Origin of the sequence: Gordonia sp. C13, from assembly GCF_023218005.1 — a bacterium.
Taxonomy (GTDB): domain Bacteria; phylum Actinomycetota; class Actinomycetes; order Mycobacteriales; family Mycobacteriaceae; genus Gordonia; species Gordonia namibiensis.
This window is the reverse complement of sequence record NZ_JALPSY010000024.1, coordinates 60,363-78,577: the sequence shown is the minus strand read 5'-3', so window position 1 is coordinate 78,577 and position 18,215 is coordinate 60,363. Positions and strand designations below refer to the sequence as shown.

Genomic DNA, 18,215 nt, shown 5'->3' with positions numbered 1-18,215 from the left:
GCGGCGCCGGGATCGAGGGGGGATCGTGGATCGGAACACGCGCGCGTCGGGGTTGCGCACACTCGTGGTGATCGAGGTGATCCTGGCTCTCGGCCTCGTGGTGTGGGCGTTGTCCGGCAGCGTGTGGGGGCTGTCGGCCCTGTTCGCGGCGGTCGTGATCGCGGCCGGGCTGGTGAGCGTGGGCGGTCGGCAGTCTCTGTTCGGCCGACTCGCCGCGCGGATGTCGTTCTCCTGGTCGCGGATGCGCCGGAGAGACTCCGATCTGAACCCCGCCCCGTTCGACGTCCCGCTGTCCGCACCCTCCACCCGGCCGTCGGCACACCGCTCGTCGACCCCCACGACCATCGGTGCCCGCTGGGTCGGCGACACCCTGGTCACCGTGGTCCGCGTGGACCCGGGTGGCCCCGCGGTCACCTACCTGACACCGGGCAACAGCACCCTCGGCGACGAGAACGGACAACTCGTCCCCCTCGACGTCCTCGCCGAGTGCATCGACCGGTACGACATCGCGCTCAGCTCGATCGAGGTCATCAGTCACGGTGTGCGCGTGTGGGGTTCGGGTGTCGCACCGGCGACCTACGACCGCACCCTCGGCCCGCTGTCGGCGACGGCCCAGCGTTCGGTCTTCGTCGTGCTGCGGCTCGATCCGCTCGAGTGTCCCGACGCCGTGGCACGACGCGGCGGCGGCGCGACCGGCGCCCTGCGCACGGCGACGGTCACGACCCGCCGGGTGGCCAAACGCCTGGCCGAACACGGACTGGCCACCACCATCCTGTCCGCCGCGCAGATCACCTCGGTCACCACCCAGCTGACCGAGGGCGCCGGCATCGACTCGCTGACCGAGGAATGGGAGTCGGTCGGGGTCTCCGGGCTCCGTATCCGCAGCGCCGCAGTGGAACCGGATGCGCTGCCCGCCGTCGTCCGCGACATCTGGGTGAACTCGGCGGTCTCCACCACCCTCACCGTCCGTCTCCGGCACGTCACCGCCGACCGCCGCCATCGCAACGGACGACCCGAGGTCGAGGTCTCCGCGTTCGTGCGGTTCAACGAGTTCCCCGATGCACGGCGGTCGGTGCCCTCGTGGCCGGCCGGTCTGCAGCCGCTCGACGGCCGGCAGTTCGACGCCCTCGCCGTCAGCCTCCCCATCGCGACCCCCACCCGCCTGGACCGGAATCTACCGACCCTCACCGGCGAGGACGCTCAGGCCTTCCTCGGCTCGGTTCGCCTCCCGGCCGGAGGGTGCGGGCAGCTCATCGGTGCCGACCACACGGGTCGCGCCGTCGCCACCCGACTGGTCGGCCCCGGCATCGCCACCGTGTCGGTCGCCGCCGGTATCCACGTCGTCGCGCAGATCGCGCTGCGCGCGGTCGCCGTCGGCGCCTCGGTGCGCGTCCACACCGACCGCCCGCATCGATGGGCACCGCTGGTCAGCGCCGTCGCCGACCCGAGCGCACTGTCACTCTCCGGGGACCGCACACCGGCCCGGCCGGGCCCCGCGCTCGTCATCGTCGACGGGGTCACTCCCCCGTCACCGCAACCGGATACGACGCGGATGATCGTGTCCGCTCCCGGCGTCGACGACCCCACCGGAGCCCCTACGGTTGCCCTGACCCAGAATCCGCGTGCGCCACAGGACCTCTCGCTCGACGCGGGCGGTCAACCGGTGCTGGTGACGATGGTCGCGACCCCGGACGAATGGAACCTCATCGGCGGGTACCCCGAGCCCGCCGCGCAGACGCCCGCGGCGCCGGTCCGCCGATAGCGGGAACTCGGTCGGCGGCGTCGGACTTTCGCTCACCCTGTCCGTTACCGCTCACCCGGTTGATGATGAGCGCGAACGGATCCCGTGAGCGACTCCGGCGGATGACCCCGCGGTGTCACTCGGTGGCGGTCACCGCGGCCGGCGCGGACGCCGACACCTCCTCGGCCGCAGACACCGCGACCGGCACGAGCGCGCGGTAGAAGACCGCGCGCGCCGATGCGGCCCGCACGATCACGTCCGGGTCGTCGTCCGTGATCCACAGCGCCTGACCCGATTTCACGGTCAGCGGCGCGCCGCCGGCGGGACGGACCTCGATCGCACCGCTGAGCACGGCGAGGATCTGCGGTCCTGGCATGTCGAAGCAGATCGACGACGAGTGATGCAATCCGGTGCCGTCCAACTCGATCCGCGACAGCCGGAACTCCGGCGCCGGGGTGAGGTAGACACGTTCGGCACCGATCATGCGCACCGGCGGCGCCATCTGGGCAGCGTCGACTGGAGTGAAGTCGAGGACGCGCAACAGCTCCGGGACGTCGATGTGCTTGGGCGTGAGGCCGCCGCGCAAGACGTTGTCGGAGTTGGCCATGATCTCGACACCGGTACCCCGCAGGTACGCGTGGAGGTTGCCGGCGGGCAGGTACAGACCCTCCCCCGGCTCGAGATGCACGTGATTGAGCAGCAGCGAGGCGAGCACACCGGGATCGTTCGGATAGTCCTCGCCGAGCTCGCACACCGTGCGCAGTTCGGCGGCGAACTCCGTGCTTCCCGAGCTCAGCACCTCGATCGCGCCGTGCAGGACCGCGGGGACGAGCTGCCGGATCGACGCCTCCGGCAGCGTCAACCAGGTGGTGAACACTGCCCGCAGACCCTCGGAATCGGGTTGTCCGGCAAGCATTCCCAAGTAGTGGTCGAGTTCGCTGACTTGCAGTTCGCGCAGTAGTGCGACGGTCTTGTGCGGATCGCGGAAACCGGCCAGGGCGTCGAAGGGCGTCGTGGCGACGATCAGCTCCGGCTTGTGCCACGGATCGCGATAGTTCCGGTCACGGGCCTCGAGGGCGAGGCCGCGGGCGTTCTCCCGCTCGAACCCCTCACGCGCCTGGTCTGCGGACGGGTGCGCCTGCAGTGACAGCGCCTCCTCGGCGGCGAGGATCTTGAGCAGGAACGGCAGCCGGTTGCCGAACTCGGCCGCGCTCGCCGCCCCGAGGGTCGCCACCGGATCGGCATCGATCACCTCGACGAGGTCTTGCTCCGGACCCGCGGGGTCAACGCACCGCGCCGAGCCCGCCGGATGCGAGCCGAACCACAACTCGGCTTCCGGATGCGCCGATGGGACAGGCCTCCCCTGGATAGACGCGATGGCTGTTCGTGAGCCCCATGCGTAGGGGCGCACCACTCCGTCGAGAATCCTCATTGCACCGTGTTCCCAATCAGGCGGAGATACACCGCCGCCATCTCGACCCGCAAAGCGACGACCAGGAAATCGAGCAGGTCGCCCGGGCCGTCGGCCACCGGGTCCTCACCCGGCACCGGCCGTCGATCGTCCCACGGTTGCCCGCCGTTCTGCGGCAACGCGTCTCCCTCGTCGGTGCCGACCACCAGGTCGACGTCGCCGAGCCCCATCACCCGCTGCCGGGTGTACCACTCACGACGGGCGGTCGACACGACCATGACGCGCGGAGCGGGCTCCTGCGCCGGGCCGTCGAACTCCGGGTCGTAGAAGATCGAATCGACAGCCGGCGCGGTGCCTGATCGCGAATCCAGGAGCTGGGCCATCCGCGCCACGTCGCCGAGTTCGGCGACGGCGCCGACGATCCCGGCGAATGCGAGAAGACTCGTCACGGCATGCACGGCCAGTACCGAACCCGCCGGTGAATCCGACGTCCAGACGGAGGGACGGCCCTGCACACGCACGGCCAGCGACTTGGCCCGGTTGTGGAAGGTCTCCCGCGACGGGTGCGAGCCCGAGGCCTCGGCGTCGAGAGCATCGGCCAGGTCGTCGAGTGCGGGCACCGGACCGGTCACCCGGACCTGGGTGAGACCACTGAAGACCGCGAGAAGTGCGGCGACGAAACCGACGAACCGGAAACGCGGCTCGACGTCGAACCGCGGCGAGAGGTCGATCCCGTTGCCACCCACCGCGTCTCGGAGAGGACCGGCGTTGGGTGCGGCCACGACCACCTCGGCCCGACGACGCAGCGCCCGGGCGGCCGCATCGGCCAGGGCCATGTCGCCCGCATCCTCGCCGGCCACGATCACGACGTCGAGCGGGCCAACCCATCCCGGCAGGACTGGACCCGTCACGAGCGGCACGTCGACGCGCGCGGCGAGGGTGGCGACCCCCAGCTCGGCGGCTCGATGCGAGACCTCGCTGGAGCCGTGGACGATCACGACGCTGCGGGGTCGCAGATCGCCGAGCGGGGCCACTACGCCCTCGCGGACGGCCTCGGCGGTGGCACGAACCTGCGCGCCGGCGAGTGCGACGGCCCGCAACAGACCGTCGACGTCCGCGGAGATCAACTCCTCGGCATCATCGAGGTCGGGTGTACCGGTGCGCATGGAACCAGCGTAGCCAGCCGCGGGGACACACGCCCGGGTACGCGACACAGTCACTCGTTCGGTCCCGGCATCGAGGTGGGGCCGACGGCCGGCCTCGAACACGGAGTCCGACGATTCGCGTCCCCCGACGGCGACAACGGGTTCCACGCCCCCTGCGTGGTGGTCTCCGGTCAGTCGACCGGATCGGGGAGAACCCGCAGATGACCGCGGCGACCCGGCCGGGGTCGTGTCTGGTGGCGGGGCACACCCGGGGTGGCCGATGGCTGTGACGGCGAGTCGACAGGGCCGGCGCGATGGCGACCGCTGCGGCGGTCGGCGAGGGCGACTTCGTACGCAGCGTCGGCCGCACGCGCCTCGTCGAGGGCTCGCGAGTCGAAGGCATCGAGAGAGTCGGCCGACGTCCGGTCGGAGTTACGACCGCGGGGCCCGCTGTCGACGAAACCCGGGCGTCCGCCACCGGCGACGGCGCCGGCCTCGCGGACGGCCTCGGCGAGGGCGGTCAGCTCGTGGTCCTCGGCGGGCACCGAGAATCCCCGCTCACTGCGCAGCATCTCCCAGCCCCGGGGGACGGTGATCCGTCGGGCGTGGTCGTCGCACAGATCCCAGGAATGCGGCTCCTGCGAGGTCGCCAGCGGACCGATCACCGCAGTCGATTCGGCGTAGACGAAGGTCAGGGTAGCCACCGCGGATCGGGCGCAGCCGGGTCGGCAGCACAGACGGGGAAGCTTCACGTGACGAGATTAGCCCCCACTGTCCGCAACCACAGAGTCGACACGCTCAGATGGGGGCAGGCGGGGCGACAGGGGCCATCGCGACCTCATAGAATCGCGCCATGCGCATCCACCCGAAGCCGACGCCGCGCGGCTCGATCGGCCAGCCGGGAATCCGTCGTGGCCGACGCCGGGTCGGACGGTACCGAGACCGGCGTGGCCGCGGCCTGCGTTCCCCGCTGCTACCGCAGAACGTGCCCGCCTACAACACCCGTTCGGACGAGTTCGACGCCGTCGCGCTCGAGGCCTTCGCCGAGATCGACGCCCAGTGGCACGACCAGCTGGCCGGGCTCGACATCGCCGTCGACGAGATCCCGCGACTGCTCCCCCGCGATCCCGAGACCGTCGAGTGGCCCGACGAGGTGACCGCCGACGGTGCGGTGCCGCTCGCCCGGTTGATCCCCGCGGGAATGGACGTCCACGGGGTGCCGACGCGGGCCCAGATCATCTTGTTCCGCCGGCCGCTGGAGTCACGAGCCAAGAAGGGTACGGATCTCCTCGAGCTCGTACACGAGGTCCTCGTCCAGCAGGTCGCGACCCACCTGGGCGTCGACGAAGACACGATCGACCGCGGACCTGAGTGATCCGCGGTCGATGATCGCGTTCGACGCCTGAACGTCGAGCGTCCAGCTCTCGCTGGGTAATTCGATTGTTCGGATGACGCCGCTCCGGCGACCCCTCAGATGATGCCGCGCTTCAGGCGCCGGCGCTCGCGCTCCGACAGGCCGCCCCAGATCCCGAAGCGTTCGTCGTTGTGGAGCGCGTACTCCAGGCACTCTGCCTTGACCTCGCAGCCCTGGCAGATGCGCTTGGCCTCACGTGTCGATCCACCCTTTTCCGGGAAGAACGCCTCCGGGTCGGTCTGCGCGCACAGTGCGCGGTCCTGCCACTGCTCCTCGACGGCGTCGAACAGATCGTCGAAGTCGTTGGGCACCAAGGCCAGATGACGACGGCCGGCGGCATCGTCTGCGTCGGATTCGACGAGATCGGTTGCGTCGGCGGAAGATTCGAGCGCGGCTGCACGCGCGGTGCCACCGATCATCGAATCGTCAACGGGCCCAAGGGTGCGAAACTCTGCGGTACCGATTTCCGGGGTGGATGTCATGACGTGCGACTCTGCGATGAATTGCGGGCGAATATGTGGTTCAAGCGGATTGCCGATCGGATTGTCCAAAGCCATCGTCGGCGCCTCCTAGCTCGGGATGTTGGTCGTTGACTGTCCTTTGCGAACACGACGTGCTGCCGTACCCACCACTGCTGCCACACCACTTGTACTCGGGATGCAGCGACTCCCTGCATCCGTTGTACACAGCGCCCGAGCGACGGCCCCTTCACTGCCGGCACCGACCCTCTCACCGAGTTCGAACATACGATCGAATCCCTTGGAGGCCAGTGGTTCTCGACCTCGAATGTTCTCGATCTCAAACTCGGAATGACACTGATGTGATTAGACACGCCGGGGGCGGTCCCGGTCAAGTTGAATCGAAGAATTCCCTTTACCATCGCGTGCCGTCAAATCTGTGACCCGACACGACGACGGCTCGAAGGCGAAGTGAAGATCACACTCCCGAGCCCTCCTCCCCGCCCGCTGGACGGGCGCGACAGCGGCGTACGGGCCCTCGCGGCCGACCACTAGAGTGGCGGTGTGAAGGAGTACCTGCTGTGAAGTTGACCGTACTCGTCGGCGGCGTGGGAGGCGCGCGTTTCCTCCTCGGACTGCGCGAACTGCTCGGCACCACCCCGTTCCCGCCGCATCCCGACGACCCCACCCTCGGTGTCGGCGAACATCAGATCACCGCGATCGTCAATGTCGGCGACGACGCGTGGATGCATGGTGTGCGTATCTGCCCCGACCTCGACACGTGCATGTACACCCTCGGCGGCGGCATCGATCCCGAACGCGGGTGGGGCCGGCGCGGCGAAACCTGGCACGCGAAGGAGGAACTCGCCGCCTACGGCGCCGACCCGGACTGGTTCGGTCTCGGCGACCGCGATCTCGCCACCCATCTGATCCGGACGCAGATGCTCGACGCCGGGTACAGACTGTCCGATGTGACCGCCGCCCTGTCCCGCCGGTGGAATCCGGGCGTGCGCCTGCTGCCGGTGACCGACGACCGGCACGAAACGCATGTGGTGATCGCCAAACCGGACGGCGATGAGGGCGAGCGCGTGGCCATCCACTTCCAGGAATGGTGGGTTCGCCACCGCGCCCAGGTCCCGACCTTCGGCTTCGCACAGGTGGGATCGGACGACACCACCCCCGCACCCGGAGTCCTCGACGCGATCAGCGACGCCGACGTCATCCTGCTCGCACCGTCGAACCCGGTGGTGAGCATCGGCGCGATCGTGAGCGTTCCCGGGATACGCAGTGCGCTGCGCACCACGAAGGCCCCGGTTGTCGGTGTCTCGCCGATCATCGACAACCGACCGCTGCGCGGCATGGCCGACGAGTGCCTGTCGGTGATCGGCGTCGAGTCGTCCGCCGAGGCGGTCGCCGCCCACTACGGTGCCCGCAGCGGCAATGGCATCCTCGACGGCTGGCTGATCGCCGAGGGCGATCGCGCTCAGGTCGACGGCATCGCCATCGGTTCCGCACCGTTGCTGATGACCGACCCGCAGGCCACCGCTCAGATGATCCGCGCTGCCTGCGCACTCGTCGACGTGGCCATGCCGGAACAGAACGTGGGCACCGAGTGAGCGACCTCGCCGATCACCGCGCCCCGAACGGCCTGGAGATCCGGCCGGTCACCGGTCTCCCCGAGTTCACGCCCGAATCCGACGTCGCCGCCGAGATCCTCGCCGCCGCACCGTGGTTGGAATCCGGCGATGTGCTGGTCGTGACCAGCAAGATCATCTCGAAGGCCGAGGGCCGCATGGTCGATGCCCCGGCCGATCCGGAAGAACGTGATGCGCTGCGCCGCAAGCTCGTCGAGGCCGAGTCGGTGCGGGTCCTCGCCCGCAAGAACCGAACGCTGATCACCGAGAACCGTCTGGGTCTGGTCCAGGCCGCGGCCGGGATCGACGGCTCCAACGTGCGCTCCGACCAGTTGGCCCTGCTCCCCGAGGACCCCGACGGCAGCGCGAGAAGACTGCGGGCCGCCATCGCCGAGCGCGCCGGCCTCGAGGTCGCGGTGATCATCACCGACACGATGGGTCGTGCCTGGCGCACCGGCCAGACCGATGTCGCGATCGGATCGGCGGGGATCGCCGTCACCCATCCCTACGACGGCGGCACCGACGACTACGGGAACCCGTTGGTGGTGACCGACATCGCGGTCGCCGACGAACTGTCCGCGGCCGCGGATCTGGTCAAGGGCAAGCTCGCCGCCGTTCCGGTGGCCGTCGTGCGCGGGTTCGCGCCCGCCGACGACGGTTCGACCGCCGCCGACCTGATCCGGCCCGCCGAGGAGGACCTGTTCCGGCTGGGCACCGAGGAGGCGATCGCACTGGGTCGTCGCGAGGCCATCCGCACCCGTCGCTCCGTACGCGCCTTCGACGACCGGCCGGTCGACCCGGAACTGATGCGCGCCGCTCTGGGCGAGGCCCTCACCGCGCCCGCGCCGCACCACACCCATCCGGTGCGGTTCGTGTGGGTGCGCTCGGCGGAACGGCGTCGTGCGCTGCTCGACGCGATGACCGCCGAATGGCGCGCCGACCTCGAATCCGATTCCAAGACACCCGAGTCGATCGAGAAGCGTCTCCGTCGGGGCCAGATCCTGTACGACGCACCAGAACTGGTGATCCCGTTCCTGGTGCCCGACGGCGTCCACGAGTACCCCGACGAGCGCCGGAATGCGGCCGAGCACACCATGTTCACGGTGGCCGCCGGCGGTGCCGTGGCGAGCCTGCTGATCGCGCTGTCGGTCCGCGAGATCGGCAGTTGCTGGGTGGGCTCCACGATCTTCGCCGCATCGACGGTGCGTCGTGTCCTCGACTTGGACGCGTCGTGGGAGCCCCTCGGCGCGGTCGCCATCGGACATCCCCTCGAAGCCGCCCCGCTGCGCGATGCGGCGCCGACCGACGAATGGGTGATCGAACTGTGAGCGCGGAATCCCTGCACGCCTCGGCTGTCGAGGCATTGACCGCCTGGGAGGCGCCCGAGTCGGGACAGGACAGCCTCCGGCACGCCTACCTCGCGTTCCTCGCCGCCGCCCCCGACGCCTGCCTGCGGGCTTGTGCGGCAGGCCATCTCACCGGGTCGGCCATCGTCTTCGATGCCGATCGCAGCCACGTTCTGCTGACCCTGCATCCCCGCGTCGGCAAGTGGATTCAGCTCGGCGGACACTGCGAACCGTCCGACGAGACCCTCGCCGACGCCGCACTGCGGGAGGCCCGCGAGGAGTCCGGAATCCCGGGGCTCGATCTCGACCAGGTCGGCGCGGGCGGCGGAATCGTCCACCTGCACACCCACCCGATCACCTGCTCGCTCGGCGTGCCGACCCGTCATCTCGACGTGCGCTACCGGGTGGTCGCCGCCCCCACCGCCGACGGTGGTCTGCCACAGTTCGAACGCAGCGTGGAATCGGTGGACCTCCAGTGGTGGCCCATCGACGACCTGCCCCCGGACGCCGACGCCGACATCCCGGAACTCATCCGCGCAGCGTTGGCGGGCTGACCTCGATACGCGACGCCCTCGCTACGCTCGGTCGGCGCTACTCGGCCGGCGGTGGGAGCGCCGACACCCCCGCTGTCCGAGGTGCGAGGAGCGCCGACCCCCCTGCTGTCTGAGGTGCGAGGAGCGTAAGCCGCCGGGCTGAGTAGCGACGAAGGAGCGTGTCGAAGTCGACGAGCCACGAAGACCTGGTGAAATGACGTCGCCGGCCCTTCGTGGCTCGCTCCGCTCGCACCTCAGGGAGCGGACGTGGGGCTCCGCTCGCACCGCAGGAAGCAGACGTGGGCTCCGCTCGCACCTCAGGAAGCAGACGTGGGCTCCGCTCGCACCTCAGGGCGCTGCGGGCGGCCCAGCGCGGTAATTCTCGTCCCCGAGAGGGACCTCGATACGCGGCCGGCAGGGATGCTTCAGACCCGAATCCCCTTGCCGACCGTCACGACGCCACCGGCGCTGACGGAGAAGCGTTCGCGGTCGGCGTCGGGGTCGACGCCGAGTTGCTCGCCGTCGCCGACGACGACGTTCTTGTCGAGGATCGCCTTACGGACGACCGCACCCTTGCCGATGCGTACGCCCGGCATGAGAACGGCGCCGTCGATGATCGCGCCGTCCTCGACGATGACGTTCGATGACAGCACCGAATTGCGAACGGTTCCACCCGAGATGATGCAGCCCGAACCGACCACCGAGTCCTCGGCCACGCCACCTTGGACGAACTTGGCCGGCGGGAGGTTGTGTGTCTCGCCGCGGATCGGCCAGCGGCCGTTGTAGAGGTTGAAGATCGGGTGCACGGACACGAGATCCATGTGCGCCTCGTAGAACGCGTCGAGGGTTCCGACGTCGCGCCAGTAGCCCTTGTCGCGCTCGGTGGCGCCGGGCACCTCGTTGTCCTTGAAGTCGTAGACGTAGGCGGTGTCGCGGGCGACGAAGGCCGGGATGATGTCGCCGCCCATGTCGTGGTCGGAGTCGGAGTCGGCGGCGTCCTCGCGCAGTGCCTCGACGAGCGCTTCGGTGGTGAACACGTAGTTACCCATCGAGGCGAAGGTCGAGTTCGGGTCGTCCGGGGTGCCGGGCGGGTCCGCGGGTTTCTCCAGGAATCGGGTGATCTTGCCGGAGGCGTCGGAGTCGATGCACCCGAAGGCGACCGCTTCCGCACGCGGCACGCGGATGCCGGCGACGGTGACGTCGGCACCGGAGGCGATGTGCGCCTCGACCATCTGCGACGGGTCCATGCGGTAAACGTGATCGGCACCGAAGACCACGATGTACTCGGGCTGTTCGTCGGTGATGAGGTTCATCGACTGGAAGATCGCGTCGGCGCTGCCGGTGTACCAACGGGGTCCGAGGCGCTGCTGTGCGGGCACCGGCGTGATGTATTCGCCGTGGAAACCTGACGTCCACCAGGTCTGCGAGATGTGCCGGTCCAGCGAGTGCGATTTGTATTGCGTCAGCACGCAAATGCGCTCGTATCCGGCGTTGACCAGGTTCGACAGCACGAAGTCGATCAGCCGGTAGGCACCGCCGAAGGGCACCGCAGGCTTGGCCCGGTCCATCGTGAGCGGGTAAAGGCGTTTGCCTTCGCCGCCTGCGAGGACGATGCCGAGGACGTGCGGCTGTGATCTCACTCCCCCAACTTAACCGCGATCGACAGCCTCGGCCAGATGACAGCGCCGACGGATTCGCGGCCGTGTTCGCACAGCGATGGCGAACTGCCCGCGATGCCACTAGCGTCGTCATCATGAGGGTGGCGATGATGACACGGGAGTATCCACCCGAGGTGTACGGCGGTGCCGGCGTACACGTGACCGAATTGGTCCGTCACCTACGCGCTCTCGCGACCGTCGACGTGCACTGCATGGGTGCCGAACGCGACACCGCGGCGGTCTATTCACCCGATCCGGGCCTGGCCGGTGCGAATGCGGCGATCACGACACTCTCCGCCGACCTTCGCATGGCGGTCGGAGCCGAAGGGGCCGACGTCGTGCACTCCCATACCTGGTACACCGGCCTCGCCGGACACGTCGCCGCGCAACTGTACGGCGTACCGCACATCCTCACGGCACATTCGCTCGAACCGTCACGCCCGTGGAAGGCCGAACAACTCGGCGGCGGATACCGGGTGTCGAGCTGGGTCGAACGCAACGCGGTCGAATACGCCGATGCGGTGATCGCGGTGAGCTCTGGCATGCGCAACGACGTCTGCAACACCTATCCACGGCTCGACCCCGAGCGGGTCCACGTGGTGCGCAACGGCATCGACACCACCCAGTGGTATCCCGTCGACGACCCCTTCGGACCAGAGTCGACTCTGACCGCGCTCGGCGTCGATCCTCAGCGTCCGATCGTCGCGTTCGTCGGACGTATCACCCGGCAGAAGGGCGTCGCACATCTCGTCGCGGCCGCCCACGACTTCCACCCCGACGTCCAGCTGGTGCTCTGCGCAGGTGCGCCCGACACCCCGGAGATCGGCGCGGAGATCGAGGCGGCGGTCGGCAAGCTGTCCGCGTCCCGACCCGGTGTGCATTGGGTCCGGGAGATGCTGCCGCTCCCCCGTATCCGCGAGATCCTCACCGCGGCATCGGTCTTCGTGTGCCCCTCGGTGTACGAACCGTTGGGCATCGTGAACCTGGAGGCCATGGCGTGCGGAACCGCGGTCGTGGCCTCGGAGGTCGGCGGGATCCCCGAGGTGGTGCGCGATCACGTCACCGGTCGTCTGGTGCCCTATGACCCCGTCGATCCGCAGACCTTCGAACACGATCTGGCTCAGACGGTGAATGCCGTCGTGGCCGATCCGGTGATGGCGACGGCAATGGGGGCGGCCGGTCGCGAGCGCGCCGAGGCCGAGTTCTCCTGGGCGACGATCGCCGAACAGACGCTCGGGGTGTACCGCTCCGTCCTGCGCTGACGCACCACCTGCGCAGCAGGTGGTGCGTCAGTTCCCGGCGACCGGCCGGCAGGTCGTGACGACGACCGACAGCGTCACCTCGACCCTGCCGTCGCCGACGAATTCCGCGGCACGTGAGCGGATGTCGGCGTCCTCGGCGTGGAAGGCCGACGGGCCCATCGCGACGAGGTCACCGACGGTCTGTGCGTCGAGTTGGAGAACGGAACGGACCGGCGACGAGTCGACGACCTCGAAACCGTCGGTGAAAGTGGCCTGCAGCCGTTCGGATTTGCCGGAGTCGACGCTCAGCATCTGCATCGGCGCGATGATCTCGGCGAGATGGTCTGCGGCCGGGCTGACGACCACGAGGCCTCCGCCGGGCTGCAGTATCCGCGCGAACTCTGCGGCATTGCGCGGCGCGAACACCGAGAGCGCAACGGTGGCAGCGTCATCGGCGATCGGTAGGCCGCGCCAGATGTCGGCGACGACCGCCGCGTGGCTCGGAGTGCCGCGCGAGATCGCCCGCGCACAGAACTTGGAGAGGTCGATACCGATGCCGCGTGCCTCGATCGAGGGCGATGCGTCGGCGAGGGCAGTCACCGCGGCGCGAAGGTAGTGGCCCCCACCGGCTCCCGCGTCCAGGACGACGGGTTTGTCGACACCGGCACCGAATTCGCGTGTCCGTTCGGCCACCGCGTCCAGAACCGGGATGAAGAAACCGGCTTCGTGGACACGTGCGCGGGCCGCGACCATGGCCGCGGTGTCGGCACGCAGCGAGCCCGAACGTCCGTCGAGCAGTGAGACATAACCCTGTTTGGCGATGTCGAAGGAATGACCGTCACCGCAGCGGAGTGATCCTCCACGCGGCGACGGCCTGGACCCGGCTGCTGCCGGGGAAGTCTCGTCGTGCCCGGTCCCGGGCGGCGCGGTCTCGAAAGGCCCGGCACACACCGGGCATCGAAGCAGCTCGACGACGTCGGCGAGATCTCCGTTCAGCCGGTGACCCCGCGGAGTTCCTCACCCAGTGCGGCGGCTTCGTCGGCGGTCAACTCGACGACGAGGCGACCTCCGCCCTCGATCGGAATCCGGACAACGATTCCACGCCCTTCCTTGGCCGCTTCGAGGGGGCCGTCCCCAGTACGTGGCTTCATTGCCGCCATTCTCAAGCTCCCTTCACAGTGTCCCTGCTTTGAACATGATACGTGTCGTCGTCTCAATCGAATGCGAGTGCGCGACACAAGCACTGTTCCGACGTGTTCCGATCACCTGTCGGATGTAATCGACGGGCCTGCTTCGCGCGTGGCCGGTTTGGGGTCCGGATCGTCGTAAACCGCCTGCTCCCGGCCGTTCTCGGGGTTGTCGGCATTCTCTGCGGCAGCGTCGGGAACGCCCGTCGTGGTGGGGGCCACATCTGTCCCGGACTCGCGCTCACGAAGGCGCGCGATGACCGTTCGGAGGTCGTCGACCTCGCGCGCCAGACGCGCCAGCGCCCAGTCGACCTCGGACTGCTTGTAGCCCCGGAACGTCTGCATGAAGCGCAGCGCCCGGACGTCGTCGCCGCTGATCCCGACCGTCGGCAGACGGGTGAGGGTGGTGTCGGGTTCGACCGGGGGCAGTTCCTCCCCGCGCCCGAACACGAACCAGACGATGGCGAACACTGCCCCGGCGACGAGCGCCATGATCAGCAGGTACAGCAGCAGGGTCTGCATACGTCCCATCCTGACAGACCGGCGTCGGGCGGCCCCCGCGGCACCTGGCCGCCCGTCGGGCCATCAGACCGCACACGACACCGGCGACACTGCGTCACGCCGAGGGCATGTCACGGTGTCGCCGGAGTCGAGAGGTGGTCGGCCAGCCTACCGAGATCGTCTAGGAGGCCATCACCTTGGCGTTGACGGAGCGGAGCGTGTTCATCGGCGGACGGTCCTCGAGGTAGACCTCGGTGGTGTGCGGGGTGAACGAGCCGTCGGACTCGGCGGTGAACTGGGTGAGTCCGACACCGGAGTCCTCGATTCCGCATCGCCGCATGAGCGTGCCGACGATCTGCCGGCTCATGACGCCGAGTTCGATGAGCGGCCGGTTGCGGTGGGTGCGGACGCCGAGGTTGACCTGGCCGATGCCGGCGAGACCGTACCGGTCGTAGGTGTCGATGAGGAGGCCGATCTCCACGCCGTAGCCGGGCGCGAACGGCACCGACGACAGCATCTCGCGGGTGCCGGCGTACTCGCCGCCGAGCGGCTGCAGGACCGCGGTGAGGTCGGGCTTCTGCGAGGCCAGCAACGGACGGGCGACGAGTTCGGTGACGCGACCGCCGCCGTTGGCATCTTGGGTGCCGCCGGTCCGCAGCGGACGACGGTAGTAGCCCTTCACCAGATGAATGCCCGGATTCACCAGGAGCGGGCCGAGCATCTTCGGCACGAACATCGGGTCCGGGTCGATGAGGTCGGAATCGACGAAGGCGATGATGTCGCCGGTGGTCGCGGCGATCGAACGCCACAGCACCTCTCCCTTGCCCTTGACGGGTTCGAGTTCGGGTACCGCCTCTTCACGGCTGATGACCTGCGCGCCGGCGGCGAGTGCACGCTCGGCGGTGGCATCGGTGGAACCCGAGTCCAGGACGATGAGTTCGTCGACGAGCGTGCCGTACAGCGGCATGATCGAGGCGATCACGTCGGCGACGGTCTCCTCCTCGTTCAGAGCGGGGAGCACCACCGAGACGGTGCGACCGTCCTTGGCGGCGACGAGTTCGTCGATGGTCCAGTCCGGCTGTTCCCAGGTGTGGGTCGCCGACCACTGCCGCTTGGTACCGAGCGCCTCGGCCGGCGTCGGCCACACGGCGGCCTTGTCGCGACTGATGGGGTTACGTCGCTTCTGCTTGGTCATGCAAGTCCCCTGACTGTTCGGGCGGGCGGTCTCGTTCCCGCGATGGCAGCGACCATGTCGACCACACGACGGGTGGCGGCGACCTCGTGTACGCGAAAGATCCGGGCGCCTTCGGCGGCGGCCAGAGCGGTCGCGGCGAGAGTTCCCTCCAACCGTTGCTCCAGGTCTGTACCCAAAGTCTCCCCCACAAAATCCTTGTTGCTGAGCGCCATCAGCACCGGCCAGCCCGTATTAACAAGATCTTTCACACGGCGTAACAGAGCGAGCCCGTGGTGAGTGTTCTTGCCGAAATCGTGCGTCGGGTCGATAACGATCGCGTCTCGATGGACGCCCGCTGCCAGGGCCCGTTCGGCCGCGCCGGTCACCTCGGCGAGCACATCGGCCACCACCGCGTCGACGGAGTCGCCGTAGGCGACGCGATGCGGGCGAGTCCGGACGACGGCACCGCCGGTGTGCGAACACACGATCCCCGCGCCGCGTTCGGCCGCCACCGCGACCACCTCGGGGTCGAATCCGGCCCACGTGTCGTTGATGAGATCGGCGCCCGCCGCGCACGCCTGGTCGGCGACCTCGCTGCGCCACGTGTCGACGCTGATCAGCACGTCGGGGTGGCGCTCGCGGATCCACGAGATCATCGGAACGACGCGGGCCGCCTCGGTCGTCGCGTCGACCTCCTCGCCGGGCCCTGCCTTCACCCCGCCGACATCGATGATGTCGGCCCCCTCGGCGACCACCTGGTCGACGCGTCGCTGTGCGGCGGTGTCGTCGAAGCTGGCGCCACGGTCGTAGAAGGAGTCAGGGGTGCGGTTGACGATCGCCATGACCAGCGCGCGGTCGGTGGCCACCGGACGACCGCACAGGGTCGGCGAAACAATCATCCCTTGGGGACCTTGGCGGCTGCCACGTCGTCGGGGTAATCCTCGTAGTACTCCACGTAGCCCTTCTCCTTGCCGACCAGCACGTAGACCTTATCGGCCTCGGCGTCGGCATAACCTTCCTTACGGAGTTCGACTTTACGGTTCTTGAAGGTCGAGGTCTGCTCGAAGTCGTCGACGATCCGCACGAACAGCGGCACCGCATAGGACGGCAGCGCCTTGCAGAGGTGCTCGGCGAGCCGTTTCGGCTCGAGGTCGGCTCCGTCGCGCAACTTGATCGCCACCATTCCGGCGCGGCCGTCGGTGCCGGGCACCTCGACGCCGTAGGCCACCGACTGTGCCACCGCGTCGTAGGAATCGACCGCACCCTCGACCTCGGTGGTGGCCACGTTCTCGCCCTTCCAGCGGAAGGTGTCGCCGAGCCGGTCGACGAAGGAGATGTGCGCGAAGCCCTGGTCGCGGACGAGGTCGCCCGAGTTGAAGTACGCATCGCCCTTCTTGAAGGCGTCGCGCACGATCTTCTTCTCGGTTTCCTCCTCGTCGGTGTAGCCGTCGACCGGCACCCGGTTGGAGATCTGCGCGAGCAACAGCCCCGTACCGCCCTTGCCGACCTCGGTCAGCCGGCCCTCGGAGTTGCGCTTCGGGTTGCCCTCCTCGTCGTATTCGACGATCTTGTACGGCAGCGGGCAGAAGCCGGCGGTCTTGTCGACGGTGAAGGCGTTGACGAAGGCGAGGTTGAGTTCGCTGGCGCCGTAGAACTCGACGACGCGGTCCACGCCGAACCGCTCGCGGAACTCGTCCCAGATGTCGGGGCGCATCCCGTTTCCGACGACGGTGTGGACCGAGTGCTGCCGGTCGGTGGGCTTCTCCGGCTGCGCCAGCAGGTAGCGGCACAGCTCACCGATGTAGCAGAAGGCGGTGGCGCGGTTGAGGATCACGTCGTCCCAGAACTTCGACGCCGAGAACGACTTGCCGATCGCGAAGCACGCGCCCGACGCCAGTACCGACGACAGCGAGACCGACAGTGCGTTGTTGTGGTAGAGCGGCAGCGGCACGTACATGGTGTCGCTGTGACGCAGGCGGACCGCGAGACCGCCGATTCCGGAGAAGCTGGCCAGCCACCGGTTGTGGCTCATCACGCTGGCCTTGGGCATGCCGGTGGTACCCGAGGTGAAGATGTAGAAGGCCTTCGTCGAGGCCGGCAACTGCGCGGTGACCTCCGGATCGGTGTCCGGCTTGTCCTCGGCGGCGGCATCGAACTCGGCGAAATCGAAGACGTGCTCGGGCAACGCCGATTCCGGGATCGACTCGAAGGTCTCGGCACACTCCGGATCGTGGACGAGGACCTTGGCCCCGAGCAGCTTCACCGAGTGCTCGAGGACATCCCCGCGCTGGTTGTAGTTCAGCATCCCGGCGATCGCGCCGAGCTTCACCGTCGCCAGCATCAGCAGCAGATCGGTGGTGTTGTTCTTGGAGAGCAGGGCGACGACGTCGCCCTTGCCGACGCCGGCCTCGGAAAGGACTGCGGCATAACGGTTCACACGGCGATTGGCCTCACCGTAGGTGGTCGTGCGGCCCTCGAACCGGACGAACGGACGGTCCGGATGAGCGTTCGCAAGCTTCTGGAAGACCGAGCCGATCGTCTTCTTCGCCTCCGGCGGGCGTCGGATGAGGCCCGGTGCGTGCTTGATCATCCCGGTCGCGTGTGGCGCCATCTTCACCACGCCGCGCAGGAGATCCCCCACCCCGACCGTCTTCACCGTGTCCTGGCTCGAACCGTTCGTCGTCGAGTCCGACTGGACGTCCTTGGGCTGGGTCTCTGGGGACATGTGGCCTCCGCTCTCCGCTGGGCGTCGTGAGTGCCCCGCGCACTCAC

The 18,215-nt window shown here is 68.7% G+C and carries 17 protein-coding genes; 6 read left to right on the top strand and 11 right to left on the bottom strand.

Annotated elements, in window-relative coordinates; all coding sequences use genetic code 11:
• Window positions 1–25 precede the first annotated feature (25 nt).
• Window positions 26–1,762, top strand: a complete 1,737-nt coding sequence (eccE, locus tag M1L58_RS17625) for a type VII secretion protein EccE (RefSeq protein ID WP_248659876.1) — start codon at window positions 26–28, stop codon at window positions 1,760–1,762.
• Window positions 1,763–1,877: 115 nt separating this feature from the next.
• Here the strand turns inward: eccE and manA are convergent, their stop codons facing one another.
• The 3 genes from manA to M1L58_RS17610 all read right to left on the bottom strand — a co-directional run bounded on the left by manA (window position 1,878) and on the right by M1L58_RS17610 (window position 5,049).
• Window positions 1,878–3,173, bottom strand: coding sequence for a mannose-6-phosphate isomerase, class I (gene manA, locus M1L58_RS17620; protein ID WP_248659875.1), 1,296 nt, complete (start codon window positions 3,171–3,173; stop codon window positions 1,878–1,880).
• A complete protein-coding gene (locus tag M1L58_RS17615) occupies window positions 3,170–4,318 on the bottom strand; it encodes a hypothetical protein (protein ID WP_248659874.1) in 1,149 nt (382 codons plus the stop codon). The genes manA and M1L58_RS17615 overlap by 4 nt, the downstream gene beginning before the upstream one ends.
• 170 nt (window positions 4,319–4,488) lie before the next feature.
• Entirely contained in the window at window positions 4,489–5,049 is a 561-nt protein-coding gene (locus M1L58_RS17610; RefSeq protein ID WP_248659873.1) for a DUF3499 domain-containing protein, read from the bottom strand.
• Between the two features lie 101 nt (window positions 5,050–5,150).
• Between M1L58_RS17610 and M1L58_RS17605 the strand changes: the two genes are divergently transcribed.
• Window positions 5,151–5,672 (top strand): metallopeptidase family protein, encoded by a 522-nt coding sequence (locus M1L58_RS17605; RefSeq protein WP_005198708.1) that lies wholly within the window; start codon window positions 5,151–5,153, stop codon window positions 5,670–5,672.
• Window positions 5,673–5,767: 95 nt separating this feature from the next.
• On the opposite strand, the gene M1L58_RS17600 is transcribed toward M1L58_RS17605, so the two are convergent.
• Complete coding sequence (locus M1L58_RS17600) at window positions 5,768–6,031, bottom strand: WhiB family transcriptional regulator (RefSeq protein ID WP_174310842.1); 264 nt, start codon at window positions 6,029–6,031, stop codon at window positions 5,768–5,770.
• A 719-nt stretch (window positions 6,032–6,750) separates the two neighbouring features.
• Between M1L58_RS17600 and cofD the strand changes: the two genes are divergently transcribed.
• From cofD to M1L58_RS17585, 3 genes are read left to right on the top strand one after another with little or no spacing between them, the layout of a single operon-like run.
• Window positions 6,751–7,785: a 2-phospho-L-lactate transferase gene (gene cofD, locus M1L58_RS17595; protein WP_248659872.1), complete on the top strand. Its 1,035-nt coding sequence runs from the start codon at window positions 6,751–6,753 to the stop codon at window positions 7,783–7,785.
• Complete coding sequence (locus tag M1L58_RS17590; protein WP_248659871.1) at window positions 7,782–9,131, top strand: coenzyme F420-0:L-glutamate ligase; 1,350 nt, start codon at window positions 7,782–7,784, stop codon at window positions 9,129–9,131. Before cofD ends, M1L58_RS17590 begins: the two co-directional genes overlap by 4 nt.
• Complete coding sequence (locus M1L58_RS17585) at window positions 9,128–9,703, top strand: NUDIX hydrolase (RefSeq protein ID WP_248659870.1); 576 nt, start codon at window positions 9,128–9,130, stop codon at window positions 9,701–9,703. The genes M1L58_RS17590 and M1L58_RS17585 overlap by 4 nt, the downstream gene beginning before the upstream one ends.
• Window positions 9,704–10,107: 404 nt before the next feature.
• Here the strand turns inward: M1L58_RS17585 and glgC are convergent, their stop codons facing one another.
• Entirely contained in the window at window positions 10,108–11,322 is a 1,215-nt protein-coding gene (glgC, locus tag M1L58_RS17580) for a glucose-1-phosphate adenylyltransferase (protein ID WP_006865633.1), read from the bottom strand.
• Window positions 11,323–11,435: 113 nt separating this feature from the next.
• On the opposite strand from glgC, the gene glgA reads away from it, so the two are divergent.
• Window positions 11,436–12,602 carry a glycogen synthase gene (gene glgA / locus M1L58_RS17575; RefSeq protein ID WP_248659869.1) on the top strand — a complete coding sequence of 389 codons (1,167 nt, stop codon included), beginning with the start codon at window positions 11,436–11,438 and terminating at the stop codon, window positions 12,600–12,602.
• A gap of 27 nt (window positions 12,603–12,629) precedes the next feature.
• Here the strand turns inward: glgA and M1L58_RS17570 are convergent, their stop codons facing one another.
• From M1L58_RS17570 to M1L58_RS17545, 6 genes are all read right to left on the bottom strand, one after another.
• On the bottom strand, window positions 12,630–13,532 hold the full coding sequence (locus M1L58_RS17570) for a putative RNA methyltransferase (protein WP_248659868.1): 903 nt from the start codon (window positions 13,530–13,532) through the stop codon (window positions 12,630–12,632).
• Between the two features lie 41 nt (window positions 13,533–13,573).
• Window positions 13,574–13,741 carry a DUF3117 domain-containing protein gene (locus tag M1L58_RS17565; RefSeq protein WP_004019232.1) on the bottom strand — a complete coding sequence of 56 codons (168 nt, stop codon included), beginning with the start codon at window positions 13,739–13,741 and terminating at the stop codon, window positions 13,574–13,576.
• A 102-nt stretch (window positions 13,742–13,843) separates the two neighbouring features.
• Window positions 13,844–14,290 (bottom strand): DivIVA domain-containing protein, encoded by a 447-nt coding sequence (locus M1L58_RS17560; RefSeq protein ID WP_248659867.1) that lies wholly within the window; start codon window positions 14,288–14,290, stop codon window positions 13,844–13,846.
• Window positions 14,291–14,450: 160 nt separating this feature from the next.
• On the bottom strand, window positions 14,451–15,464 hold the full coding sequence (locus M1L58_RS17555; protein WP_006865629.1) for a glucosyl-3-phosphoglycerate synthase: 1,014 nt from the start codon (window positions 15,462–15,464) through the stop codon (window positions 14,451–14,453).
• A complete protein-coding gene (gene folP / locus M1L58_RS17550; RefSeq protein ID WP_248659866.1) occupies window positions 15,461–16,342 on the bottom strand; it encodes a dihydropteroate synthase in 882 nt (293 codons plus the stop codon). Before folP ends, M1L58_RS17555 begins: the two co-directional genes overlap by 4 nt.
• Window positions 16,339–18,168 carry a long-chain-acyl-CoA synthetase gene (locus M1L58_RS17545; RefSeq protein ID WP_248659865.1) on the bottom strand — a complete coding sequence of 610 codons (1,830 nt, stop codon included), beginning with the start codon at window positions 18,166–18,168 and terminating at the stop codon, window positions 16,339–16,341. Before M1L58_RS17545 ends, folP begins: the two co-directional genes overlap by 4 nt.
• Window positions 18,169–18,215 lie beyond the last annotated feature (47 nt).